This is a genomic window from Asaia spathodeae NBRC 105894 (assembly GCF_025994195.1).
Classification (GTDB): Bacteria; Pseudomonadota; Alphaproteobacteria; order Acetobacterales; family Acetobacteraceae; genus Asaia; species Asaia siamensis.
This window is the reverse complement of the sequence record NZ_BAPY01000061.1, coordinates 24,978-45,543: the sequence shown is the minus strand read 5'-3', so window position 1 is coordinate 45,543 and position 20,566 is coordinate 24,978. Positions and strand designations below refer to the sequence as shown.

The window sequence follows — 20,566 nt, the reverse complement described above, 5'->3', positions numbered from 1 at the left end:
CCGCCTGATCTTGCGTAGTTTACTTACGCTCTTGGGAACGATGCGGGCATGCTCAGTTACCTTATCGGCCTGTCCGCGAATAAACCGTCGCGATCTCGTGGCCTATGAGCAGCGTTGAGCCTTTTTTAGATTGCATCCCGCTCCTTCGGCTGTGACGCCTGATCAGCGTTCAGCTCATTTATGGCCCATTCCGGTAGCGGCAAGCCCAGCTCTCGATAGCGCCGGACCTCGACCGCGCGTTGATCGGCGGTTTCTTCCCAATCTGCGCCGCTGTTTTCGGCGATCTCTTCTTCCAGCGTCGTGAGACCGGCATCAAGCCCCATGATCGAGCCTTTGCGCTCTGCCACGGGGTCGATATAGCCGCGCCCCGGCCCGAGCCATTTGCAGCGCGAGAGCGGCGTCTTCAGATCGGGGAAGTGGCGGGCGAGGAAGTCTTTCGGCACGCCTGCAGGCATGGGTAAATCATGCAGGGTCACGCATTCTTCCAGCCAAGAGGACCGGAGAGGGGAGGCGAAGCCCTGGGCGAAGTTTTGACGCCGGCGCGACATGGTTTTCCATGCCTCGATCAGCGCAGCGCGTGCCGAGCTGTAGTTTACGTCAGACCAGTCATTGCTGACCTGCATGGCCGAGACACCGGCACCCGAGGCGACGTTGCGCAGGATTGCCCCTTCGAAATCGCGGAAATTCGAAGCAGGCCGGGCGGCGCTGACTGTGTTGATCTTCTCACCCGGCGCCAGCATGGGCATGCGAACATCGCCCAGCATGACGCGATTGCCGCCATGGAATTCGCTACGGAGATCCTGATAGGCCGAACCAGCCTCACCGCCGCCGAGCGCATCCGCCACCATTTCCTGATCGAACGGGCTTTCGACATAGGCGCCGAAGATTGCATTGACGATCGCAGCATCGAGTTCGGTCCCGTCATATTTGATCAGCATCTTGAGGCGCTGCACCACGGGGGCGAGGATGCCTGCGCCGCCACGATGCTGACCGGCGCGCTCGGTCTGGAAGTGATGCACGACATTGGGCCTGCCCCATGCCGTCTCGCGGGCGATGAAGTTCCATTGCTGCGATTTGGCCGCCGCAAACCAGTCGCCCTGATGGGCAGCGCGGATGTGATAGCCAATTGGCGCGCCCCATTCATCGATCTGCACCCCGCCACGGCAGAATTCCATGTCCCAGTTATTCTGGGGCACGGAGAGGCGGTCAGGGTCGATCAGATTGAATGTCGTGGCATATTCGGCCCGCCCGCGCCCGATGCGCTCGGGCAGCCAGCACACCTGAGCCAGGGCATCGCCATCCACCAGATCATGGCGCATGGCAGACCAGCAGATCTGCGTGAAGGTGAGGCGACGCCCGACATCGCAGTAGCGGTTTTCGTCTTCGGCGAAGGACCGCCAGTGGCTGTCGACCACACGGCCCCATTCATCGGCCCAGGCGGCATCGAAGGCAAAGCCGGTCTTGACGCGCAGGGCGCGATAGTCGGGCTTGCTGATGGCCCGGAACGAGCCGCCGATTGCGTTATCGAGCACGCGGGTGATGGTGCCCGAGGCCCAGCCATCATTGCGCACCAGATCGCGCACACGCGACACGATGCGGTCACGATAGATGTTGAGCTCGACATCAGGCGACCAGAGAAGCGGGTTCCAGGCCGACATATGGGCGCCGGTGATATCGGCGGCATCATAGGGCGTGTTTCCCCAGCCGCCATTGAGCGCCAGAGAGCGACGACGCGGGGCCGCAGGCGCGGGCGCACGGCGCATCGGATTGCCATCCGGGCCGAGGATCAGCGCGCTGCGATCATTCATCGAAAGGCAATCCTCAAAGGTCTGCGCCGGGTGATCCCGAGCTGTGTCTGCAGGAGCTGGATGTAGTTCAGCAGGTCGGTTTTATTGGTGGCGGTGTAGGTGACGGATCGCGCGCCATTGACTTGTGAGTAGGAGACCGAGACCGGCTTTCCGCCCGTCATGAGATCGGCGTAAGCCTGTTGCGCGGCCGCGAGGTTGGCTTGCAACTGCTCATTGGTCAGGCCGGAAAGGATCGTTTGTCGAGGCTTGATCGGGGGGTATCGGTTGAAACTCATTCCAGCCTCTTTTTCAGGGTGTAGCGTACCGCCTGGCCGATCATGCGATCGGTCTCGCGGGCGACGACATCGGCGACGATCTTCTCGAAGGAAATGCGCGGTTTGTAGTTCGGGGCGGCAGGGGTGAAGATCAGGATCTGCGCCACCTGGCCGGGGCCAACATATTTGTAGATCCCGCTGGGCCGCCCGTTACCGCGCTCGCGGGCGACGAAGTATTCCGAACGCTGACCGCGTGCGTTCATGCCCTTTTTGGCGAGGCGCTTGGCACTATTGGCCGTCATGTTGGCCTTGAAGCCGTTTTCCTCGAACTGGCCGAGGCGGCTCAGAATGCGGGTGATCTCACCCGACTGGATATTGCCATTGGCATCGAGCGGCGCATCCTTTCCCGGCACCCAGTATTGGCCTTCGGAGATGCCGCGCATCAGATACTCGGAGCGCTTCATGCGGCGTCGACCGCCAGTGTCCTGAACGCTGAGGTAGCGATAGGCGTTGGGATGCTTCTCGCCAGTCCCGTCTTTCGTGATCACCTTGGCTTCGAGGTTGTCACGCGTCGCAGGCAGGACTGCGAAAGCGCCGAGCGTCCAGTTGTTTGGATTGTCGAAAACCTCTTCCATTTCCGACACGATCGCGCGTTTTGCAGCGCCTGCGACCTTGTTCATCGACATGGCGATTGCGGCAGGCACTTCCTTCGACGAGAGCTGATCGAAAGCTGCCATGGTATGGCGAACATCGATTTTCACTCTGAAATCTATGCCCGCCATACCGGTTTACCTTGCCATGCGTGAGACCATGCGGCGCATCCGCTCTTTGCGTGCCTCATCGCTGGAGGACGGGGAGGGCGCTGCCTGAGTGAGGACGCTGGGCGCTACCCTTGCGCCCGATCCGGCATCGTCTGATGGCACCACCGGCACCATGACGAGGCTGTTCTGATCCCATGGCGCTGCCCAGGCGGGCGGTGACTCCCATTTGATGCGCGCTATTCCGAAGAGATGAGCCACGACATTGTTCATCACCATGAGATCGAGCCGCTCATTGCGGGCCGAGCTTGTTGCCTTCTCCCACCGCCCATCGGGGCGGCGCTGTTCGGCGACGAGCTGCTCGAAGAACGGGTGAGGTGGCTCGGCTGCCAGTAGCGCGCCGGGGAAATGCACATACCATGGCCCCGGCTCACCCTTTTGCAGCTGCGTCGAGAGATCGTCCTTGAACCGATTGGGGTTGAAGAAGCCGACCGGCACCTCGCCACGCGCATGGGCCATGCGGTCCTTGCGCTGTGAGTCGGGATAAGTGACGACAAGGGTAGGGGCGTTGAACGAGCTGGCGCCCTTCAGCGGCAGAATGGTCCACCCGTCCCGACCGTCGAATTTGCCCAGACGCCGCGCACCACGCCGCTTGCGTGACCGGCGCCAGGCACCATAGGCCTGCAGGGTGACGCCATCCTGACCACCGCTGTCATAGCCGACGCCGAGGATTTTCATGCACCGGCCTGAGCCGTCAGCAAGAGGGTATCGCGCCTCTTCCAGCGAGATCAGGAGGTTGTCCCAGTCATTCGGGCTTGTGGCCGGGTCAGCAGCGATCACGCGGTCATCGATGACCCAGCTTTCGCCGTTGACGCCCCAGCCCCTGACAAGAAGCTCGAAGCGATTGGCCTGAATATCCACCGCAGCGGTCAGGAAGCGCACACCCTCGGGCACAAAGCCAAGGCGTAGCCCGGCCTCTGCACGCGCTGCAAGCGCCCCGGCATCGAGAGACCCCGCCACCCGCTTGGCCTGATAGGGGAGGCCCCAGCGCTTGACGGTGACGGCGCGCAGATCCTTGTCGTCGCCGGTTGCCTCGAAAGCGCGTTGAGCCTTGGCCATGCCATAGGCGAGGGAACCCACGCCGCCGATGATGAAAGGCGACATCAGGCCGGTGATCCAGAAACCCGCCGTGCGGCTTCTGACCAGATCACCAGTGACCTCGCCCTCGGTCGAAATCTCCTGCCCGTGGCCAACCCACATGCCGTCGCGGTTCATGGCGCGTCGCCATTTATCCTCAATCAGCGTTCCGCAATGTGGACAGAGAAGGGCCGCACTTTCTGCGATCTCATTGAGCGGCGCTTCTGCTTCCCAGTGCAATGTCATCGGGACGGAAGCGGTCGGGTTCGGGCTCGAATAACCGTTGCAATGCGGGCAGGGCCACCACCAGAGGCGGCGGTCGCTATCCGCATATTGCTTCATGATGCCATCCGTCCAGAGCGACGGGTCGAGCCCGTTGGCACGGTCTGGATGGCTTTCTGCCAGCAGCATGCTTTCCTGCCCGAATGTCTCGCGGCGGATCGAGGCCAGGGCGCAGGGGTCGCCGAGACTGGCCGGATAGGCGTCGATCTCGGTCATGATAATGCGCGGGGCAGATTTGTTGATCAGGTTGTTATAGGCCGCCGCGAGGAATTCGATCCACATTGCGCGGAAGCGCTTGAATTTGAGCGAGTTATCGACCGGGCGCAGGCCGAGCTTTTCTTTCGCCTGCGGGTGCAGGTCGATCATGGGCGCGATCTCGCGCTTGACGTAGCTCTCGATCACATCGTCGGTCTGGGCATAGACCAGGAAGTCAGCCGGATCGACATCGACCGATTTGAGCAGCCAGTTCTGCCCGATCGTGGTCTTGCCCGATCGGGCAGGACCGACGACAGCGACATTGAGAAAGCGCAGCTCATCGAGCGCTTCCATGGGGCCGACCAGAAACGGGGCCTCATCGTGGTTCCAGCGCCCGACATAGCCACCACCACGATTATCAAGAATGCGGTGTTTGGCCGCATAATCGGCGGTATTGATCCGCTCGGGAGGCAGATAGGCCTTGATGGCCTCGGCAAGGATCAGGCGCGGGTCGGCAAACAGCACATCGTCAGGCGAGGTGTAGCTGTCGCTCATGATCGGTGTCGGCTTCCTGTTTCAGGGCGTCGAGAACAGTGGTGACTGATTTACGTTGCGTGTCGGCCAGATCGGCCTCGGCTTTGCGCAAGACGGCCTCGGGCCAATCCTGCTCACGCGCCAGTCGGCGCAAAAACACGCCAGTGTCACGCGAGAGCGTGGCGAAGGCCGATGAGAACATGTCCTGCAGCTGCTCAGCGACCACGAGCTTTCCGCAGCGCTCGGCTTCCTTGCGCTTGAGTTCGCGCAGTCGCCAGATATCGATCTGCTCTTTGGCCGACACCGTGCCCAACGAACGCGGCTGTTCCTCGGGTTCGAAAAGCTCATCGAACTGCAACTGGAGCCGTTCAAGCTGCTCATCGCGCCCGGCGCTCTTGCGCTGCTCTTCCTCTTGCCGTGCTGCGAGGAAGTCGAAGACGGCGTGAGGATCGAAGCGCCAGCTTTTGCCGTTGGTGCCGCGATCCACGAAAGGGAAGTCAGGCCAGCGGTCGAGCCAGTTGGTCAGCGTTGGCAGCGAGACCTTGAGACGCTTCGCCATTTCGGCCTTGTTGAGCGTCACGCCGGGCGATGCTTCCATGCTTTCCCCCTTGGACGACAACAACAACAACACCAACCCTGATTTGATTTTACTGAAAAAGTGTCTCTGACCGGGGTGCGAACAATCCCCGGCAGGGGACCTTGCCAGGAGGGACCCAAAAATTCTGGGCCACCCCCGTCATCGGAGGGGTGAAGGGGCGCATGGTCCGGTCACATGGCACCCTCCGCATCCCGAGGCGCAGGCATAAAAAAAGACGCTTGCCCGAATGGGTAAGCGTCTCGCGAGTATGGTTCTCACATATCTGCAAATTGGGGAATTTGGGAAGTGGAAAATGCATTCGGCTGAATTTTTTTTGCGATGAGCGCACAGGCGCGTTGATGCCAGGCCTGTGCTGTCTTGTGATCAGCCCCGAGCTTTGTCCCGATCTTGCGCCATTCCCACTTATGCCGACCCGAAATCCGATGCACGATCAGGCGCATATTGACCACGACGCGCAGCTTGCGATCCTCGATCATCGGCACCCAGGTGAGAACGATATCGAGCCGCTCGACCTGAGCCGCAGTAGGACGGGGCATGAAATCATCGCTCTCGCGATCCCAGCCGAGATCTTCCAGATCACGCACATAGTCGGGCCATGTGCTACCAGCCCCAGCGGGACGCAACCCGGTGGCTGGAAGAGCCGCAAGCGTCAGGGCAGCCTCATCCAGCCATTCGCCCACCTGCTCGGGCAGGCTACGGTCAGGATCGAAACGCAGAGGCATCTTGCTCATGCGGCCTTCCTTGCGCGGTCGAGGTAATCCGCACGGTTCGGGATGGTGTCATTGACGGCACCCGCCACGCCAGAGGCCACGCGCTCGCGCCATGTGTCCATGTCACGCTTCCAGGCACGGTCGGCCTCGATTTCGCCTTCGCTCATTGGCGCGTCAGGAACATCGCGGTTTGCAATAGCCGTGCCGATTGCCTTGCCGAAATAGCCCAGATGGCTGATTGCTGCCCCCTTGCTGCGCTGGCGTTCGGCAACGCTGCCAACCACGCCAAGGATCAGCCGCTCGGTCTCGTCTGCGCTCAACCCGGATTGCAGCGCATCGGCGGCCCATTGGCGCACGATGCGGTAATTGCCCATATCCCGCGCCGGGTCGAACCCGGCAGCCTCGAATGCCATGGGGCCGATGCGCTGATAGGCGGTGTCGATTTGCGCATCATCCACCCGCGCCCCAAGCTTAGCTTTACCTTCTAAGCTTATATTATCAGCTAAGCTTAGCTTAGCGCGCGCGTGAGAAGGCTGGGTTTTGCTTTGGGTTTCGCGAGACACGGTTTTTCCTCCTGAGATCGGCATTATGGCCGTGCGTTGGCGCGGATCGTGCTGCGGCGTCGGATTGGCGTTTTTCGGCGGTCTTCCGCCCTTTTTGCCGTTCAATCGTGAGGCAATGGCGCGCCGCGTCGGCTGCAGCGTTTCGGGCAATCCGACCAGCCCGCTTGCCGCGTCATAGGTTATCAGCCGGGTTCTGGCGTAGGTTTCCATGTAGGTTTCGAGTTGGGTTTCCGACACATGAAACCTAAAGCGCGCAAGCGTTGCGAGATCGGGGGCGCCGTCCTTGCCAGCATGTAGAATGCCGTCTGCGCCATATTCGAGGATGGCAGAGATCAGACGCACCCACACCACCGCAGCCTCAGCTGCGAGCGTGAACAGGCGCACATCACTGGCGACCATGGCGAGCGCCCGGCTCTCGATTGATGATTTGGACATCTCAATAGGCTTTCAGGCGATACCCGTCTGATACGGGCTCGATAATGTCTCGATTGACGAGATGCGAAATGGCGCGGATGACCTCATTCGGCTCAGCAGCAAGCAGGCGCGCGAGATCCGGCACCGTCACGGCCTGGCCACGCACCGGGGCGCGCAGCTCGGGCATCACATCGGCAATGTCGGTCAGATGCAGCCACATGCCGCGAGCGGCAAGCGGCAGCACAGACCAGCGCGGATCGGCCATGACAGAGCGCGCATGCACGCCATAGCGGCGGCGCAGCGCGCTGCGCTGTGCAGCAGGACGCTTCATGATGCCCCACCCTGACAAACCCACGCCGGGCTGCGCGGATCTTCGCATTCATCGCGAAACCAGGTGCTGTCATCATCAAAGCGCATACGCACCGATCCAGTGCCACCATGGCGGTTCTTGCGGATCAACACCTGCGCCTTGCCGACCGACTCACGCAGGCGGAACTGGAATTCCGAGCAGCGATTGGCGAACTGCTCGTTCGTTTCCTTGTCGCGCTTCTGGAGTCCGTCGCCACTGGCTTCTTTTTTGAGGTAATAGTGGTCGCGGTAGAGGAACGCGACGAGATCGGCATCCTGCTCCAACCCGCCGCTATCGCGTAGATCGGCCTCAGTCGGGCGCTTGTCCTCGCGCTTTTCTACTTCGCGGTTGAGCTGGGCGAGCGCGATGATGGGAATGCCGAGTTCCTTGGCGAGGGATTTGAGGCCCGCGCTGATTTCCGACATTTCCTCATAGCGCCCGCGACGACGCGCGGCATCGCTGCCATGCATGAGCCCGACATAATCGAGCACGATCAGGCCCAGCCCGCGCTTGCTGCGCTTCATGCGGCGCGCGCGCGAACGCAGCCCGGCGACGGTCAGGCCGGAACGCACATCCAGTTCGAGCGCGACCTCTTCGGCAGCCCTCTCACCCTCATGCAGGGCCTGCCATTGCCATTCTTCCAATTCGGCGCGCAGGCCGGTTGCAACATCCTCGGGGATGTCATACCGACGCCCGGCAAAGACCGAGAGTGTCGAGAGCCCTGCATAGGCAGCCCCGGCACGCGCGCCGATCTGTCGCGCAGCCATCTCGCCTGACCAGAACAGAACGCGCTGTCCGTTGGCGGCAACACGCATGGCCACGCCGAGCGCCCAGGCCGTCTTTCCCATGGCCGGGCGCGCGCCGATCACATAAAGCGCCTCATCAAGCAGCCCGCCCGTCATGCGGTCCATGGCAGGATAACCCCATGACAGACCAGCCAGTGCCGAGCCACGCGCCACATTCTCGCGCCCGCAGGCAATCGCCTCGCGGATGGCTTCGGAGATCGTGACGTTCGGCAGGCTCTCACGCATGTTCTGGGCGATATCGAGCAATCCGGCTTCCATCTGCTCGACTATCTGCTCGCCCGACTGGCCACCGGGCGTGAGGCAGAGCCGCGAGACATCGATGCAGACATTGCGCAGCTGGCGGCGCGTCCAAGCGTCGAAAATCGCCCGCCCGTAATCACCAGCATTGAGGATGCCGACCGTGGCCATCATGATCTGGCCGAGATACTCCGCCACGTCACGGCCCATCAGCACTTCGGAAGCGCCGATCTGATTGCGGATCAGGATGACATTCGGCTCGACACCCGCCGCATGCATGCGCAGGGCTGCGGTATAGATCACGCCATTGAGCGGCTCGTAGAAATGCTCGGGGCGCAGATATTCCTCGACCATGGGCATTGCTCGGCGCCCGTTGGTCAGGATCGCGCCGAGCAATGCCGATTCAGCATCTAGATTTTCGGGCTCATTAAGTGTGGTGAGACGCCCGAGCGTCTGAACATCACCCATGACGCATCTCCAGAGTGTGAGTGACAGCAGGCCGGGGCGAGGTCAGCCCCAGATCCTTGAGCATCCCGCGCGTGCTGCGTTCGGAAATGCCAAGCCGGCTGGCGATAAGCCGCGCCGGGAAGCCTCTGCGATGATAGCCCTGCACAGCAGGAGCAAGACGGACGCGATCGAGTGCAGGTCGAGCCATCAGCCTTGCCCCCTATGCGCTTCGCATCGCCGGATGAACGGGGGATCAATCGAGAAAGCTGCGCCACAAAAGAGGCAGCTCCGGTGCCAGACGCCCGAGACACGCGCCGTGCTGGCAGAGACCTTCACGGGTGGCCTTTCGATGCTGCGCTCTGCCTGCGCCTGAACACTGCCGAACTGCTTCAGCAATGCGGGGATATGCCGCTCAGGCACGTCATCCCATGTCTTGACGCTGCTTTCCGCAACATTAAGCGCACTGGCCAGAGCCTTGCCGCCGCCAGCCTGGGCGCGAACCTTGCGCGTGATATCGCGGGCACGCTCGCGTTCAGCGGGGGCGATAACCGGCGCGATGTTCTGAATAGCCCGTTCAAGCGCGCCGCTTTCATGCGCGCGCAGGAAAGGCCGCACATAGGCAGAGGGGACATAATGCCAGCCGGTGATTGTCTTCGGCGCGCGATCGAGAATAACAGCCAGCGCAAGCCTTGCGCCCTTTCGTCCGCGAAGCTCTTTGAACAGCACGTTTGCATGCACCTGCTCAGCAGGCGTTGCCAACTGCGAGCGCACCATTTTGGGCGCAGCGTCGGAATGAATGGCGCTCATGCCACACCTCGCAGCGCAGCAGGGGCAGGCTTCTCATCCGTCGCCCTCAGATTATGCAGGGCCTGCCCGACCGCATGGTGCAGGCTCGATAGCGTGGCGCGCATCGCCACAACTTCATGCGGCTCGACAACGCCGTCAGCCAGCACGCGCAGCGTGGTCGAAATCGTCTCGTTGAAGCTGTGCGACACCTTCTCGATATCGGTCGCGAGATCGCCCTGGCCAACCTTGAGCGGCGTCAGAATGTAGCCTTCGGCAAGCGCCATGGCCGCCAGAATGACCGGCTCTTGCGCGCAGCGATCCATCTCGATCGCGACATCGACCGGAACAACCGAGGGTGAATGGCGGTTCTGATAATCCGAAAGCTGTGAGCGACCGACGCGGACGAAACTCGCCGCCGCATCGACACCGCCCACAGCACGGATGACGGCCTGCGTGGCCGTTTTGATGGCGTGCGTGGTCATGGCAGGGTCCTGCAAAGAGAGGGAGAGGCGCACGCGCCAGAGCGCGGCGAAGAGGCCGGGGCAGGGCGCGCATTATGCGGCGGCGCTTCCGGCGTTGTTTCGGGGGCAAAAGCAGGCGCGAGGTCGCGCAGCACATCGGTCAGCACGTCGCTGATGTGGCGCATGGCAGCGAGGATCACTGACCGGACGCGCTTCGGATGACGGGCGATCAGCGCACGGTTAGCTTGGTCAGCATGGAGAGAAGGAGCAAAAAGATCACAGCTACGGGAGGCGCATTGCGACGCCCCCCGCAGCGAGCCACCATGGGCGTTGCGGTTCCCGCCGCAGCAACCACCCATGGAGGATTCGATGTCAAAACAGCGCGGACGCGACAAACCCCTGACGGCAGAGCGCATCGCAGAGATGCTCCAAACCCAGCAGACAGAGATCCTGTATCTCCGCACTGTTTTGAGGACCCTACTGCAGCAGTCCTCTCGACAGGCTATGGAGAACGTCTGCGTGGCCGTCTCAGCAAATGACGGATACCCGCTCGATATCTGCTCACGCGAGGTCGATGCCGAGTGGGCGCAGGTCAACGCCACGGATGTTGCTGCGTACTGGTTCGAGGCTGCGGACGAAGTGCTTGGGCGTGTCGGCAAATCTCGACCAGACGCTGGGTAGCCGTCTCTTCCCAGTCACCAGCCGCGCCGTCATCATCGCTCACGAGACATTTAAATCTCCACCACTGGCGGAGCCGAACGAAGATTTTGCGCTGCTGGGCAGCCCTGCGGCTCTCTCTAAGAGAAAGTGCAGTATCCAGTTGGCGTCGAGCAGCCTTCATTTCCGCACGGAGGACATACAAAGCGCTTGCTTTAGGAACGTCTTCGTAACCGGCTCTCAATATGATGGGCTCTGGCAGCACAATTTGAATGATGCTCAGCAGCTCATCTATCGAGAAACGGCGTTCTGGTTCGTTCTTATCGTGTCCCTGCGCCGCCTCCGCACACGGAAACAGGCAATCGACAATCTCATTCAGCGCCTTGGTCCCTGCGCACAGTTCGTGCTCTTCGTCGGCGGCAATCGACATTTCGTCACGTTTCGCCTCAAGCAGACGAATACGCCGCCGCAGCGCTTGCATGGCCGCGTAGGCAGTCCAGCCGCCAACCGTCACGCTTTCTGGGGGAGCGTTTTTCATGATGCGATTATCCTTGAGGAGGTAAGGCGGCCAATTGAGGCGTTTTCGGGACCGTCAACATGCTTAGAGGTAAAGTTTGAAGGCCGATTAATGCCGTCCGGTATGTTTGCATCTGCTGCACACGCGCAGACTATTCGCCGGTACACGTCGAGCGTCGGCTGGGATTTCCCGGCCTTCCATCGCGTGAATGTCGAGCAGGCAACTTTCGCCTCACGGCAAATCGTTGGCATGCTTTTGCCAGCGAGCCTTGCCATTTCTTCCAACTCGGAGGGTGTGTAGATTGCATGCATGGCAGACATATGATTGCGTACACGCAAATCAGTCAAGTGCGAATTTGCAAACGGACAGCGGTCTAAGCATGTGCGAAAACGCAAACATGGAAGATACGCTAGAAGAAGCTCGGAAGTTCGTTCGGAACGCTATGGCCCAAACGGGGCTAGATGCGACGAATTTAGCGCGTCGTGCCAAGCTGGCACCATCGACATTAACCCGCCTTCTGAACGGGGATTCGAAGAACGCGCCGGGCTTTAAGACTTTATCGAAAATTGCAGCGATTGCTGAGGTCCCGATGCCGGGAACCATGTCTCAAGCGGCGCACAAAAAGTTGGTGAAGCTTTACGGCTACGCCGGAGCGGGAGATTTGGTTTTCCCGGATTATGCTCAAGACGCTGATGATCTAGTCGAGGCACCACTGTGGGCTGGAGAGCATCTTTGTGCGCTAAAGGTCAAAGGCGACAGCATGTATCCTGCGTATTGGGCGGGTGATATTGTATTTTTCAATATGGAACCGGGCCAACAAGAGGCTATAGACTATAGCGCAGAGTCAGTGGTGAAGCTTCCCAGCGGCGAGCTTTATATAAAGCAATTGCAGCGAGGAAGCTGCGCTGGGCTCTATAATCTTATTAGTTACAATTCGCCTCCCATTGTTGACTCACATATAGAGTGGGCGCGGCCAGTACTTTTTGTCGATCGCCGAAACAGAGAGAAAAAGTAATAACTATTTTATTTGTTTGTGTAGATATCTATTTTGCTTGATGAAAGTTGATACCGAGCGCCTCTCGCGTCGCCCACTGTTCGAATATAGGCCATATATAGTAACCATATACGGTGTGAATGAAACCTTCGTTTGTGAGCGTCTCCCAATCTATGCGGCTTGCGACGTCTTTTGAATAAAGAAATGCAACAGCAACGCTGAACTGCTTTGGTCCGTTGAATTCTTCACCAGAAAAACCAAACTTAAAGTGGCAGTTTTTTTTTACATCTTGCCGTGACATTATCAACTTCGTTACGGGCTTTTCCATTAATAAGAAATACTGCAAATACAAATTATGCCGCGCAGTATCGGGGTCTAGACCGTTCGCCAAGTCGGCCATAGCTCCGGTTTCGACCAATCGTTTGTAATGCTGAATAAACTCCCGTCGCCTTGCCACGGTCTGCACTACGCATTCGCCGCTCCCATCGTCCGGCTGTAAAGAAATCGACACGCCATCTACATCAAGATCGTGGAACTGGATAACACCGTTCGTGCCTACCGTCGGCGCTGCTACGGCAGCATCCTGCGCATGGATGCTTGTCGGTAGGGCGATAGACAAGACGAGAGATACGAAAATTAACCGCTTCAGCTGGCGCATTTGTATTCTCCTCACGTCGTTTCGGGACGAATTCTTATTCTGATGGGACGAGCGATTCCACCACACCATACCTCATTTACGCGCTGGGGTATTGGCAGGCTATTGCGCAGGCGAGAGCGCTAACGTTTCCCACCGAGACGACATGGGTATATTTGCGTATATGCAACTTAAGCTTGACGGGGCATTTGCGTATATGCAAACTTCCCTCATCGTTCACCCACGATGGAGCTTGCCTCAATGTCTGGACCCCCATTTCTTCGCAGCGCAACAGACCATCCTTTCTCCCGATTTGTTAAATTCACTACGAGCGAGTCCACTCCCCGAACGGTCTATATAAATCTAGATCATGTGCTGAGTATCCGCGAGGAACAGGGTCGCACTCGCATTGTGCATTCCGCAACTGATCGGGTTGGCGATCATCTAAGCACATATGTGCAAGGCGCTCCGGAAAGCATAATCACCAACGAAATATTGGCGCCCTATATCGATACCGAGGAATTTACTTCGGCTCGCGATGAAGCTTTCAATGCAAAATACGCGCCTCATGCTTCAGCGGGAGCATGCCGGTGATGTTCAAGGAATTCTTGCCCCCACCGCCTATCGCTGATCGCGATGCCATCAAGGCCGCTTACACAGTAGCCTCCTGCATGGATGCATTTGCGGAGCAGGCACGCTTTGCCAACCGCACCGATGCCGCCCGGCTGTGGCAGAACGCTGCCGCCAATAAGCGCAGCGAAGCCGAGCACATGGCGCAGCAGGCCCGGACCCGTAGCGTCATTCCCGTGATACCGCAAACCAATCCTGTTCTGACCATCCTCGCCCGACACGGGCGTCTTGGGAGCGCACGGGCGTGAGGTGCAGCCAGCACGCGCCACCTACTCCCGGCGACGACACGATCGCTGGCAAAGGCGCACTCACGGAGCTTGGCTGCTCGTATGTCGACCTCATAACCGGGTTCCGCGGCATAGCCACGGCGAAGGCGATCCACATTGAGGGCCGCTCACAAACCCAGCTGACACCCAGGTCGACGCCCAAGTCACGATTAGACGAGAGCACGCCGTCGGTGCCAGCAGAGTGGTTCGAAGATGGCCGCTTAGCGCGCCTCCCGATGGGCAAAATTACCATTATCTGAATTGACCTGCCCTCGGGCAGAAGGATCGAGAATCATGATTCATGCGCACGCTCACAACACCACAAATGTGCCTTCCGCCGTATTTCCTCGCGTGGATGTAAATCCTGATGCCGCCGCAGCCAGTCGCGCCCGTCAGGCCGCAGATCCTGAATCGAACGTTGGCGGCATTGCCGTTGACCGTCTGCGCAGCGTGATCGAGCGCGTCGAACGGCTTGAAGAAGAGCGATCGGCTCTTGCGGGCGATATCAAGGATATTTTCAGCGAGGCAAAATCAGCCGGGTTCGATGTCGCCACCATCAAGAGCATCATCAAAATGCGCAAGAAAGAGCCGAACGAGATCGAAGAGCAGGAAACAATGCTCGATATCTATCGTCACGCGCTGGGAATGTGAGCCATGTCAGCCCATCCCAAAAACGCAGGCGCCGCAAAGCCGGACAAGCCTTTTTCGATCCATGATGGCCAGGGCGCGCGCGTGCAGCGCTTCGCCTCATATGGCGAGGCTGAGAGAGCCGCCAAGGTATGGTGCCGCGAAAAACAGGCGCCCGTCGATGTGCGTCGACGCCGCACGCATCTGTCAACCGCACTGCCCCAGACCGGACGCGCGCCGCTGGTTGAGATGACATGGGCGGGGAGCGCCTACGCATGAGTGCCCGCGCCTATACTTCTGCCGATTGGGTCGACCCGCGCAGCGAAGCACGCGAGCGGCGCTATCAGGCTGCGCAGCCCTCGCTGGGGCTTGTATCCGGCAACCGCACGGCCTCATTTTCCCCCAGGATCGAGCCCGCCATTATGGCGTTGCTCCCCATGCGCTCGAATGAGTGGATGAAACTTGCGCGCCGCGTCGCGCCGGAAGACGTGCAGATATGGGTGCCGCTCACTTGGACGCGCCGCATCCTCGAATTTGTCAGCGCGTCCGAACACTGGGCCTGTCTCTGGCCCTGCGGCGCGATCGAGACCTTTGCGCCCGACGACAGACGCAAGCGCGTCGTCATCATGCAGCCACATGAGGCCTTTGCGGTGCATCAGGCTCATCCGTTGGTCGATATCTCGCTGCATGAAAAAACACTGACCCTGCGCTTTCGCCGCCCGAGCGAGACACGCGGCACAATCAACGCCGAGCCCGCCTTGCGCCGGGCCTGTCACCTGCCGCCACGCGCGCGGCAGGCTGGAGAAGCAACATGAGTGACAGCGATTGGCATGGCCTCATCATTCTGGGCATCGCAGCGCTTCTGGCCATCTGGATCGCGGTAAGCGAGATCCGAAGCTACCTGCGTTGCCGCGACCTGCGCGCCCAGATCAAGCTGCTAGAGCATCTGGAGGCACTCAGCGCCCAGACGCATCACCGCGTACAGGGCACGAACCTATGACCAGCGCCGAAGCCTGGGACGCAGGCGATTACGAACTGGCCGACAAACTGCGCCACGAGCAGGACATGCAGGACGCAATCCGCGCCGAGATCGAGACACAGGAAAGACGAGCGCAGGAGGCTGCAAAGCCCCGCTGCTTGAGGGAGAGACGGGGATGACCCACGAAGCAAAGAAGAACGCCGAAATGACCGACACAGCACAGACAGAAGCCACACCGCAGATCACTCGCGAGCAGTTGGAGAACGATCCGAATAAGATCTACCGCCATACGAAGCACGGCACGCTCTACAAGGTCCATGCGCTCGGGTTCCTGCAGATCGCAGGCGCCCACGATATGACCGAGTGCGTCATTTATACGTGCCTGACACTCGACAAATACTGGGTGCGCCCCGTTTCCGAGTTCATTGATGGCCGCTTTGAGCAGGTGACAGCATGACCAACGAAAAGAAATCAATGCGTAAAATTCACCAGCTCAGATGCCAGTCGATTTACTTCGATGCAGTCAAGGAACGGCGGAAAACTGCCGAGGTACGGCTGAATGATCGCGACTTTCGAGTAGGGGATATCGTGGAACTGGTGCGGTTCATGGGCGACCTTGGGCCCTTCGAGCCGAGCATCATACGCGAGATTACGCATATTCTTACGTCAGATGAGGGACCGTGGCTGCCTTCTGGTTATGTCATGCTCAGTTTCGGAGAAGCGCCATGACCCACGAACAGAAGCCGGAGAGCGTGGCGTTTCCTGATGCCGTCCGTAGCCGCTACTCGTCGGCAAAAGAAAGATACGGCATAACACTCTGCCCATCTCGCTCATGGGAAGAACAGGCCAAGGCCATGACACGGATGGTACTCGACGGGGTATGCGAACAGCGCGGTCACGATTTTACCGCAGCATATCTCGCCGAGCATCTCGCCGAAGCCGAGGCCCGAGGCGCGGCAGAGCAGCGGAAAAGGGCAGCAATCGAGGATGAAGCCGAAAGCATCCGGTTCGCTGATGCTGACGAAGAAAACACGCTTAAAGCCCTTATGCGAAGGCACGGGATTGACCGTGAAGAGGCGTCTGATGAACTGAACTGGTGGCAGGAACGGGATAAGAGGTTCCCGCTAAATAAGTCAGAGCAGCGCCGGAAGGATGCGGAGGGGGCGGAGCCGGTTGGTTATCGCATGGGTCCGCTAAAGTCCTCTCCCGATAATGGCCCTTGGCTCTCTACGACATGGCTCATACAGGCCGCGCCTCCACCGCCGATGCCCGGAGTCCGCATTGAGCCCCTCTACACCCGCCCCGCCAACGTCGCCGCGCTTGAGGCTCGGGTGCGGGAGTTGGAGGGGGCGATTACGGCCCTATTCGACGGACAAGCATGCTTTGAGAACTTGGGTTTCGAAGACCCGCCATTGCGCGTCGTAGTCTATGATGACGAGCAGGTAGCCGCCGGAAAAGATCCCATCGGTGTCGCGGTGAAGGGTGCGAAGATTATCGCCGCGGCCCTCCGCGATGGAGGCGAGTGATGGTAGATAAAACTTTCTCTATTACATGGGCTGCACTGGAACGCGCATACGAAAATAGAATTGCAAATTTGCGTGCAGCAATGGACGTAGCACATTACCAAGCTGGGAACCTTGCAGTATCCAGAAGAGTAATCGAACAAGCCTTAATTTCTGATCGAGAGGCGGGAGGGAAGCCGCCTGCAAACCTACAGTTTTGGCTCGAATACAATAAATCTGCACAAAAAGCTCTCATAGCCGAGGCCGTAGCAGCGGAGCGGGAGCGGTGCGCGAGCAGGCTGGCTGACGTGGCGAAACATCTCGCACGTCCTTGGGGATCGTATCTCACAGAGGAAGGTATCGCCGTCAAAGAGGCGTGTGCGGCCCGTGTCGAGCAAGAGGCCGCAGCCATCCGCGAGGGAGGCGAGCATGGGTGAGGCGAGCAAACCGACATGGATTGAGAGCGTCCGCAAGATTCGGGGGAGGGTGCAGGATCGCCTTAGGTATCGCGAGGCCTCATCATCTGCTTGTCACTCTCGGCCCGTGCACGATGAATACGACATGTTCGCATTCCTTACAGAGGATATGAACGCGGGAACGCAGAAGCCGCCCAAAGCTCGGTTCGAAGAACTGTTCGTTGGAGACGGAGAGTGGATGGAAGATCGCGTGCGAGAAACGCTCGCAAGGGTCGGCATCGACACAATGTTCATCGAAGCCGATTGCGACCCAAGGCGAAGTTTGAGGGCGCTAACGCGTAGGGATGTTGAATGGATGGCTCAGGATATGCGGAGCAAGACACAAGGATGGAAACTTGCCTGCGCATGGGAAGATGATCATGGCGACGTCGCCTTGCGTTACGTGCGGCCCATGATTCCCGGCGTGGCTGCAAAAGAGATCGGCCATGACTGACCCCACCCCCTTCAACCGCCTGCCGGGAGGCGAATAATGTCAAATTGGCTTGATAAGATCCGCACGGAAGCGGAACTCCGAAAAGACCCAATGGAGCAGTTTGTTTGCTCCCTGTCAGACGCCGATATGGCGAATGATTACTTCGAGGATCACACCGGGGAACTCATCGGGGCCGAGAGCCTCAAGAAGTTTTTGGCATGGACTAAGGAGCGCGTTTACTTCGTCGTCGAGTATGACGGCGATTATTCGGTCGGATCGGTCCCGAGAAACCCCTGCGATGAGGAGGCAGACAGCTTTGGTGGGTAATCTCCCTACGAGCGCAGTCTCTCCCTTTGCCCGCCTCCTGGGCGAGCGGGTGCGGCGTATGATCGTCGCGCAAGGCCGGTCTCAGGAGAGCGTGGCCGTCGAGGCCGGGATTTCCACGAGCACGCTGGGCTGTCTGATCAAGGGGCAGAACAGCACCATCAACACGGTCCTGAGCGTCTTGGCCGCGCTCAAAGCCCCGCCCGAGGTCATGGCAGCGATCTATGCCGACTTTGTTGAGCATTGGAAGGAGAGGGCGGATGGGTGAAACGCTTGAACGTTGGCTAGATCCCGAGGCATTGGCCAGGAGGCTATGCACCAAGACGAACATGCTCAGCCGATACGTGCAGCAAGGGAAGCTACCGCGCCCGTCTCTGCACTTAGGGCCGAGATCACCGCGCTGGGATATCCATGCGATCGATGCCGTGATGCTTGAGGCATCCGGCATCTCAACGTCAGAATCAACGAGCCAGATGGTGCAGAGAGCCTGTGAAGAAATCGAACGAGATGCCCGCAGACGTAAAGATCGTTCGAAAGACGCTCGCAGACGGCACAGTTAAAGAATATCGGTATCCACGGAAAAGAAAGGATGCAGCCCCTCGCGGTCCCGCAGTCGGGACCATCGCAGACATTCTGAGGCAGTATCTCGGGAGCCCTGAGTGGATGGGCACCAGGCCGAGCACCAAAAAAGGAAGGCGGCTCTACCTTATCGAGCTTGAACGGATCGGCAATGTTCCGATCCGGGATCTACGGCGCCGGGAAATCCTGACGATTCGCGACACGATAGCTCGAACCAGAGGTAGCGGAGCTGCGAACCAGTTCATCCAGAGCACGAGTGCATTCCTGTCGTGGGCGCTCAATCGCGAGTGGGTGGAAGCGAACACTGCGGCGAGAATCGGCATGTTGCCATACAAGCCGTTCAAGGCCTGGACCCGCGAGATGGCGAGAGACGCCATTACCAATCTGCCCTCGCATATGTCGCGCGCTGTGATGCTTGCCTTGTTTACAGGGCAGAGGCGCTCTGACCTGTGCGCCATGAAGTGGAGCGATATCGTGCGAGGCGCGATATACGTCCGCCAGATCAAGACCGGCGCCGAGCTGCAAATCCCCATCCACCCCGTTTTGGCGCAGGCAATGGAAAGCTGGCCCAGGACTGCCGAGACAATCCTGACCGGCCTGCGGGGAGGGCCGATGACGGCTTACAACCTGGGGCGATCCCTAAATGAGGCTCACGACAAGGGAATCATCCCCAAGGGCTACAGCATCCACGGCCTGAGAAAGCTCGCTGCAACATTACTTGCCGAATCGGGATGCTCAACGCATGAGATCGCCTCGATCACCGGGCACAAGACCCTCAAGATGGTCGAACTCTATACGCGGTCTTTTGACCAGAGACGTCTTGCGGAAGATGCCATATTGAAGCTGGAAACGGCCTTTTGGAAACCGGAGGAAATTGAGAGGTAACCATCTGAAATAAAACACTCTATGCCGCTTGAACCAGTAATGGTAGAAGATGAATCCTTCTATACCACCCTCCCGCGCCATACGCGCCTGGGCTTCAAGCGCGGCCAGGCTGTCGAGCCTGTAATGCCCGAGATCACGCGGCGTGCGCGGCTGATAGTGATCTGCAAAGCGCGGCACGCCCCGGGCAAGATTGGTCCATTCCGTAAACCCGGTTCCCCACCAGCGATCATTGGCCTCGTTGGGGTGAAATTGCGGCAGATAATAAGCAAGCAGGCGCACGCGGCGAATGGCGGCTTCCGGCAAGGGCTGGCGGTCCTCATAGAGAGGGCCCGGCTGTGTGCGCCGCCTGATTTCTCTGGCAATGGTCGTCTCGTGATCGGGAAGGCAGGGGAAAACCCCTGCTTCATGGCGGTGGGCAAGCCAGTGAAGAAAAGGATTGGCGTCGGGTTGATGGCGCAGATAGCGCAGTCGATAGAACCCGGGATCGAATTTCTCGAAAGGGCGACGAACCTCGCGATAGCCCTGCACCATATAATGCTCGACCGGGTCCATCCCTGAGGAGGCGACGTCGGGATAGCTGCGCAGATAGAACTCGGGGTCGAATTCAGGCATTGGCCGGATGCCGGGTGTCTGCCTATTTGCAAGATAATGGGCGAGGGCATTCGTGTTGGCAGACACCCGATTGGCTTGCCGGTACCAGACCGGATCGAACCAGGGTACAGGTCGCCGCCCTTCATATTCGCCG

General features: G+C 59.5%; 31 protein-coding genes and 1 pseudogene. 17 read left to right on the top strand and 15 right to left on the bottom strand.

The genetic code is table 11. From position 1 onward, the window contains the following. Window positions 1–125: 125 nt before the first annotated feature. The 13 genes from AA105894_RS13685 to AA105894_RS13625 form a co-directional block, all read right to left on the bottom strand. Window positions 126–1,808, bottom strand: coding sequence for a phage portal protein (locus AA105894_RS13685; protein ID WP_267312250.1), 1,683 nt, complete (start codon window positions 1,806–1,808; stop codon window positions 126–128). After that, the gene (gpW, locus tag AA105894_RS13680) at window positions 1,805–2,083 is read right to left on the bottom strand and encodes a gpW family protein (protein WP_267312249.1); all 279 of its coding nucleotides are present in this window, start codon (window positions 2,081–2,083) and stop codon (window positions 1,805–1,807) included. The genes AA105894_RS13685 and gpW overlap by 4 nt, the downstream gene beginning before the upstream one ends. After that, entirely contained in the window at window positions 2,080–2,823 is a 744-nt protein-coding gene (locus AA105894_RS13675; protein ID WP_267312248.1) for a hypothetical protein, read from the bottom strand. Before AA105894_RS13675 ends, gpW begins: the two co-directional genes overlap by 4 nt. Window positions 2,824–2,850: 27 nt before the next feature. Continuing rightward, window positions 2,851–4,989: a phage terminase large subunit family protein gene (locus AA105894_RS13670; RefSeq protein WP_267312247.1), complete on the bottom strand. Its 2,139-nt coding sequence runs from the start codon at window positions 4,987–4,989 to the stop codon at window positions 2,851–2,853. Continuing rightward, the gene (locus AA105894_RS13665; protein ID WP_267312246.1) at window positions 4,964–5,566 is read right to left on the bottom strand and encodes a terminase small subunit; all 603 of its coding nucleotides are present in this window, start codon (window positions 5,564–5,566) and stop codon (window positions 4,964–4,966) included. Before AA105894_RS13665 ends, AA105894_RS13670 begins: the two co-directional genes overlap by 26 nt. Window positions 5,567–5,820: 254 nt before the next feature. Next, window positions 5,821–6,297 (bottom strand): DUF6362 family protein, encoded by a 477-nt coding sequence (locus AA105894_RS13660; protein ID WP_267312245.1) that lies wholly within the window; start codon window positions 6,295–6,297, stop codon window positions 5,821–5,823. Beyond that, window positions 6,294–7,274 carry a hypothetical protein gene (locus AA105894_RS13655; protein WP_267312244.1) on the bottom strand — a complete coding sequence of 327 codons (981 nt, stop codon included), beginning with the start codon at window positions 7,272–7,274 and terminating at the stop codon, window positions 6,294–6,296. The genes AA105894_RS13660 and AA105894_RS13655 overlap by 4 nt, the downstream gene beginning before the upstream one ends. Window position 7,275: 1 nt before the next feature. Next, window positions 7,276–7,584, bottom strand: a complete 309-nt coding sequence (locus AA105894_RS13650) for a hypothetical protein (protein WP_267312243.1) — start codon at window positions 7,582–7,584, stop codon at window positions 7,276–7,278. Further along, window positions 7,581–9,113, bottom strand: coding sequence for a replicative DNA helicase (locus tag AA105894_RS13645; RefSeq protein WP_267312242.1), 1,533 nt, complete (start codon window positions 9,111–9,113; stop codon window positions 7,581–7,583). Before AA105894_RS13645 ends, AA105894_RS13650 begins: the two co-directional genes overlap by 4 nt. After that, the gene (locus AA105894_RS13640) at window positions 9,106–9,300 is read right to left on the bottom strand and encodes a hypothetical protein (RefSeq protein ID WP_188426629.1); all 195 of its coding nucleotides are present in this window, start codon (window positions 9,298–9,300) and stop codon (window positions 9,106–9,108) included. Before AA105894_RS13640 ends, AA105894_RS13645 begins: the two co-directional genes overlap by 8 nt. Then, entirely contained in the window at window positions 9,300–9,899 is a 600-nt protein-coding gene (locus AA105894_RS13635; RefSeq protein ID WP_267312241.1) for a hypothetical protein, read from the bottom strand. Before AA105894_RS13635 ends, AA105894_RS13640 begins: the two co-directional genes overlap by 1 nt. Next, window positions 9,896–10,360 (bottom strand): hypothetical protein, encoded by a 465-nt coding sequence (locus tag AA105894_RS13630; RefSeq protein WP_267312240.1) that lies wholly within the window; start codon window positions 10,358–10,360, stop codon window positions 9,896–9,898. Before AA105894_RS13630 ends, AA105894_RS13635 begins: the two co-directional genes overlap by 4 nt. Further along, the gene (locus AA105894_RS13625) at window positions 10,357–10,698 is read right to left on the bottom strand and encodes a hypothetical protein (RefSeq protein WP_267312239.1); all 342 of its coding nucleotides are present in this window, start codon (window positions 10,696–10,698) and stop codon (window positions 10,357–10,359) included. The genes AA105894_RS13630 and AA105894_RS13625 overlap by 4 nt, the downstream gene beginning before the upstream one ends. Window positions 10,699–10,858: 160 nt before the next feature. Here AA105894_RS13625 and AA105894_RS13620 point away from each other — a divergent pair, with 160 nt between their 5' ends. The 3 genes from AA105894_RS13620 (at window position 10,859) to AA105894_RS13610 (ending at window position 12,528) form a co-directional block, all read left to right on the top strand. Beyond that, on the top strand, window positions 10,859–11,020 hold the full coding sequence (locus AA105894_RS13620) for a hypothetical protein (RefSeq protein WP_267312238.1): 162 nt from the start codon (window positions 10,859–10,861) through the stop codon (window positions 11,018–11,020). Beyond that, a complete protein-coding gene (locus tag AA105894_RS13615) occupies window positions 10,989–11,813 on the top strand; it encodes a hypothetical protein (RefSeq protein ID WP_267312237.1) in 825 nt (274 codons plus the stop codon). The genes AA105894_RS13620 and AA105894_RS13615 overlap by 32 nt, the downstream gene beginning before the upstream one ends. Before the next feature lie 97 nt (window positions 11,814–11,910). Next, window positions 11,911–12,528, top strand: a complete 618-nt coding sequence (locus AA105894_RS13610) for a S24 family peptidase (protein ID WP_267312236.1) — start codon at window positions 11,911–11,913, stop codon at window positions 12,526–12,528. Between the two features lie 28 nt (window positions 12,529–12,556). Here the strand turns inward: AA105894_RS13610 and AA105894_RS13605 are convergent, their stop codons facing one another. Continuing rightward, window positions 12,557–13,165 (bottom strand): hypothetical protein, encoded by a 609-nt coding sequence (locus AA105894_RS13605; RefSeq protein ID WP_267312235.1) that lies wholly within the window; start codon window positions 13,163–13,165, stop codon window positions 12,557–12,559. A gap of 569 nt (window positions 13,166–13,734) precedes the next feature. On the opposite strand from AA105894_RS13605, the gene AA105894_RS13600 reads away from it, so the two are divergent. From AA105894_RS13600 to AA105894_RS13535, 14 genes are all read left to right on the top strand, one after another. Then, window positions 13,735–14,019, top strand: a complete 285-nt coding sequence (locus AA105894_RS13600) for a hypothetical protein (protein ID WP_267312234.1) — start codon at window positions 13,735–13,737, stop codon at window positions 14,017–14,019. 444 nt (window positions 14,020–14,463) lie between these two features. Then, entirely contained in the window at window positions 14,464–14,688 is a 225-nt protein-coding gene (locus tag AA105894_RS16030) for a DUF2312 domain-containing protein (protein ID WP_373316785.1), read from the top strand. A 3-nt stretch (window positions 14,689–14,691) separates the two neighbouring features. After that, window positions 14,692–14,943 (top strand): hypothetical protein, encoded by a 252-nt coding sequence (locus tag AA105894_RS13590; RefSeq protein WP_267312232.1) that lies wholly within the window; start codon window positions 14,692–14,694, stop codon window positions 14,941–14,943. After that, window positions 14,940–15,479: an RNA polymerase alpha/RpoL/Rpb11 family protein gene (locus AA105894_RS13585; protein WP_267312231.1), complete on the top strand. Its 540-nt coding sequence runs from the start codon at window positions 14,940–14,942 to the stop codon at window positions 15,477–15,479. The genes AA105894_RS13590 and AA105894_RS13585 overlap by 4 nt, the downstream gene beginning before the upstream one ends. Then, window positions 15,476–15,664, top strand: coding sequence for a hypothetical protein (locus tag AA105894_RS13580; protein ID WP_267312230.1), 189 nt, complete (start codon window positions 15,476–15,478; stop codon window positions 15,662–15,664). Before AA105894_RS13585 ends, AA105894_RS13580 begins: the two co-directional genes overlap by 4 nt. After that, the gene (locus tag AA105894_RS13575) at window positions 15,661–15,822 is read left to right on the top strand and encodes a hypothetical protein (RefSeq protein WP_229719813.1); all 162 of its coding nucleotides are present in this window, start codon (window positions 15,661–15,663) and stop codon (window positions 15,820–15,822) included. Before AA105894_RS13580 ends, AA105894_RS13575 begins: the two co-directional genes overlap by 4 nt. After that, window positions 15,819–16,100 (top strand): DUF1653 domain-containing protein, encoded by a 282-nt coding sequence (locus tag AA105894_RS13570; RefSeq protein ID WP_267312229.1) that lies wholly within the window; start codon window positions 15,819–15,821, stop codon window positions 16,098–16,100. Before AA105894_RS13575 ends, AA105894_RS13570 begins: the two co-directional genes overlap by 4 nt. Beyond that, window positions 16,097–16,372 (top strand): DUF3850 domain-containing protein, encoded by a 276-nt coding sequence (locus tag AA105894_RS13565; RefSeq protein WP_267312228.1) that lies wholly within the window; start codon window positions 16,097–16,099, stop codon window positions 16,370–16,372. Before AA105894_RS13570 ends, AA105894_RS13565 begins: the two co-directional genes overlap by 4 nt. Beyond that, window positions 16,369–17,169: a hypothetical protein gene (locus AA105894_RS13560; protein ID WP_267312227.1), complete on the top strand. Its 801-nt coding sequence runs from the start codon at window positions 16,369–16,371 to the stop codon at window positions 17,167–17,169. Before AA105894_RS13565 ends, AA105894_RS13560 begins: the two co-directional genes overlap by 4 nt. Next, window positions 17,169–17,582 carry a hypothetical protein gene (locus tag AA105894_RS13555; protein WP_267312226.1) on the top strand — a complete coding sequence of 138 codons (414 nt, stop codon included), beginning with the start codon at window positions 17,169–17,171 and terminating at the stop codon, window positions 17,580–17,582. The genes AA105894_RS13560 and AA105894_RS13555 overlap by 1 nt, the downstream gene beginning before the upstream one ends. Continuing rightward, on the top strand, window positions 17,575–18,054 hold the full coding sequence (locus AA105894_RS13550; RefSeq protein ID WP_267312225.1) for a hypothetical protein: 480 nt from the start codon (window positions 17,575–17,577) through the stop codon (window positions 18,052–18,054). Before AA105894_RS13555 ends, AA105894_RS13550 begins: the two co-directional genes overlap by 8 nt. A 36-nt stretch (window positions 18,055–18,090) precedes the next feature. Further along, on the top strand, window positions 18,091–18,360 hold the full coding sequence (locus tag AA105894_RS13545; protein ID WP_267312224.1) for a hypothetical protein: 270 nt from the start codon (window positions 18,091–18,093) through the stop codon (window positions 18,358–18,360). Next, the gene (locus AA105894_RS13540) at window positions 18,353–18,625 is read left to right on the top strand and encodes a helix-turn-helix domain-containing protein (protein WP_267312223.1); all 273 of its coding nucleotides are present in this window, start codon (window positions 18,353–18,355) and stop codon (window positions 18,623–18,625) included. The genes AA105894_RS13545 and AA105894_RS13540 overlap by 8 nt, the downstream gene beginning before the upstream one ends. Window positions 18,626–18,846: 221 nt before the next feature. Beyond that, window positions 18,847–19,821 (top strand): tyrosine-type recombinase/integrase, encoded by a 975-nt coding sequence (locus AA105894_RS13535; RefSeq protein WP_267312222.1) that lies wholly within the window; start codon window positions 18,847–18,849, stop codon window positions 19,819–19,821. Window positions 19,822–19,848: 27 nt separating this feature from the next. Here AA105894_RS13535 and AA105894_RS13530 read toward each other — a convergent pair. Further along, window positions 19,849–20,352, bottom strand: a pseudogene (locus tag AA105894_RS13530) (glycoside hydrolase family 99-like domain-containing protein); the annotation flags it as partial. Window positions 20,353–20,566 lie beyond the last annotated feature (214 nt).

Bases quoted from the DNA above. Each gene is read 5' to 3' on its own strand.
- AA105894_RS13685 (WP_267312250.1), bottom strand. From the start codon at position 1,808: ATGAATGATCGCAGCGCGCTGATCCTCGGCCCGGATGGCAATCCGATG.
- gpW (WP_267312249.1), bottom strand. From the start codon at position 2,083: ATGAGTTTCAACCGATACCCCCCGATCAAGCCTCGACAAACGATCCTT.
- AA105894_RS13670 (WP_267312247.1), bottom strand. From the start codon at position 4,989: ATGAGCGACAGCTACACCTCGCCTGACGATGTGCTGTTTGCCGACCCG.
- AA105894_RS13665 (WP_267312246.1), bottom strand. From the start codon at position 5,566: ATGGAAGCATCGCCCGGCGTGACGCTCAACAAGGCCGAAATGGCGAAG.
- AA105894_RS13660 (WP_267312245.1), bottom strand. From the start codon at position 6,297: ATGAGCAAGATGCCTCTGCGTTTCGATCCTGACCGTAGCCTGCCCGAG.
- AA105894_RS13655 (WP_267312244.1), bottom strand. From the start codon at position 7,274: ATGTCCAAATCATCAATCGAGAGCCGGGCGCTCGCCATGGTCGCCAGT.
- AA105894_RS13650 (WP_267312243.1), bottom strand. From the start codon at position 7,584: ATGAAGCGTCCTGCTGCACAGCGCAGCGCGCTGCGCCGCCGCTATGGC.
- AA105894_RS13645 (WP_267312242.1), bottom strand. From the start codon at position 9,113: ATGGGTGATGTTCAGACGCTCGGGCGTCTCACCACACTTAATGAGCCC.
- AA105894_RS13640 (WP_188426629.1), bottom strand. From the start codon at position 9,300: ATGGCTCGACCTGCACTCGATCGCGTCCGTCTTGCTCCTGCTGTGCAG.
- AA105894_RS13635 (WP_267312241.1), bottom strand. From the start codon at position 9,899: ATGAGCGCCATTCATTCCGACGCTGCGCCCAAAATGGTGCGCTCGCAG.
- AA105894_RS13630 (WP_267312240.1), bottom strand. From the start codon at position 10,360: ATGACCACGCACGCCATCAAAACGGCCACGCAGGCCGTCATCCGTGCT.
- AA105894_RS13625 (WP_267312239.1), bottom strand. From the start codon at position 10,698: ATGGGTGGTTGCTGCGGCGGGAACCGCAACGCCCATGGTGGCTCGCTG.
- AA105894_RS13610 (WP_267312236.1), top strand. From the start codon at position 11,911: ATGGAAGATACGCTAGAAGAAGCTCGGAAGTTCGTTCGGAACGCTATG.
- AA105894_RS13605 (WP_267312235.1), bottom strand. From the start codon at position 13,165: ATGCGCCAGCTGAAGCGGTTAATTTTCGTATCTCTCGTCTTGTCTATC.
- AA105894_RS13600 (WP_267312234.1), top strand. From the start codon at position 13,735: ATGTTCAAGGAATTCTTGCCCCCACCGCCTATCGCTGATCGCGATGCC.
- AA105894_RS13590 (WP_267312232.1), top strand. From the start codon at position 14,692: ATGTCAGCCCATCCCAAAAACGCAGGCGCCGCAAAGCCGGACAAGCCT.
- AA105894_RS13585 (WP_267312231.1), top strand. From the start codon at position 14,940: ATGAGTGCCCGCGCCTATACTTCTGCCGATTGGGTCGACCCGCGCAGC.
- AA105894_RS13580 (WP_267312230.1), top strand. From the start codon at position 15,476: ATGAGTGACAGCGATTGGCATGGCCTCATCATTCTGGGCATCGCAGCG.
- AA105894_RS13575 (WP_229719813.1), top strand. From the start codon at position 15,661: ATGACCAGCGCCGAAGCCTGGGACGCAGGCGATTACGAACTGGCCGAC.
- AA105894_RS13570 (WP_267312229.1), top strand. From the start codon at position 15,819: ATGACCCACGAAGCAAAGAAGAACGCCGAAATGACCGACACAGCACAG.
- AA105894_RS13565 (WP_267312228.1), top strand. From the start codon at position 16,097: ATGACCAACGAAAAGAAATCAATGCGTAAAATTCACCAGCTCAGATGC.
- AA105894_RS13560 (WP_267312227.1), top strand. From the start codon at position 16,369: ATGACCCACGAACAGAAGCCGGAGAGCGTGGCGTTTCCTGATGCCGTC.
- AA105894_RS13555 (WP_267312226.1), top strand. From the start codon at position 17,169: ATGGTAGATAAAACTTTCTCTATTACATGGGCTGCACTGGAACGCGCA.
- AA105894_RS13550 (WP_267312225.1), top strand. From the start codon at position 17,575: ATGGGTGAGGCGAGCAAACCGACATGGATTGAGAGCGTCCGCAAGATT.
- AA105894_RS13545 (WP_267312224.1), top strand. From the start codon at position 18,091: ATGTCAAATTGGCTTGATAAGATCCGCACGGAAGCGGAACTCCGAAAA.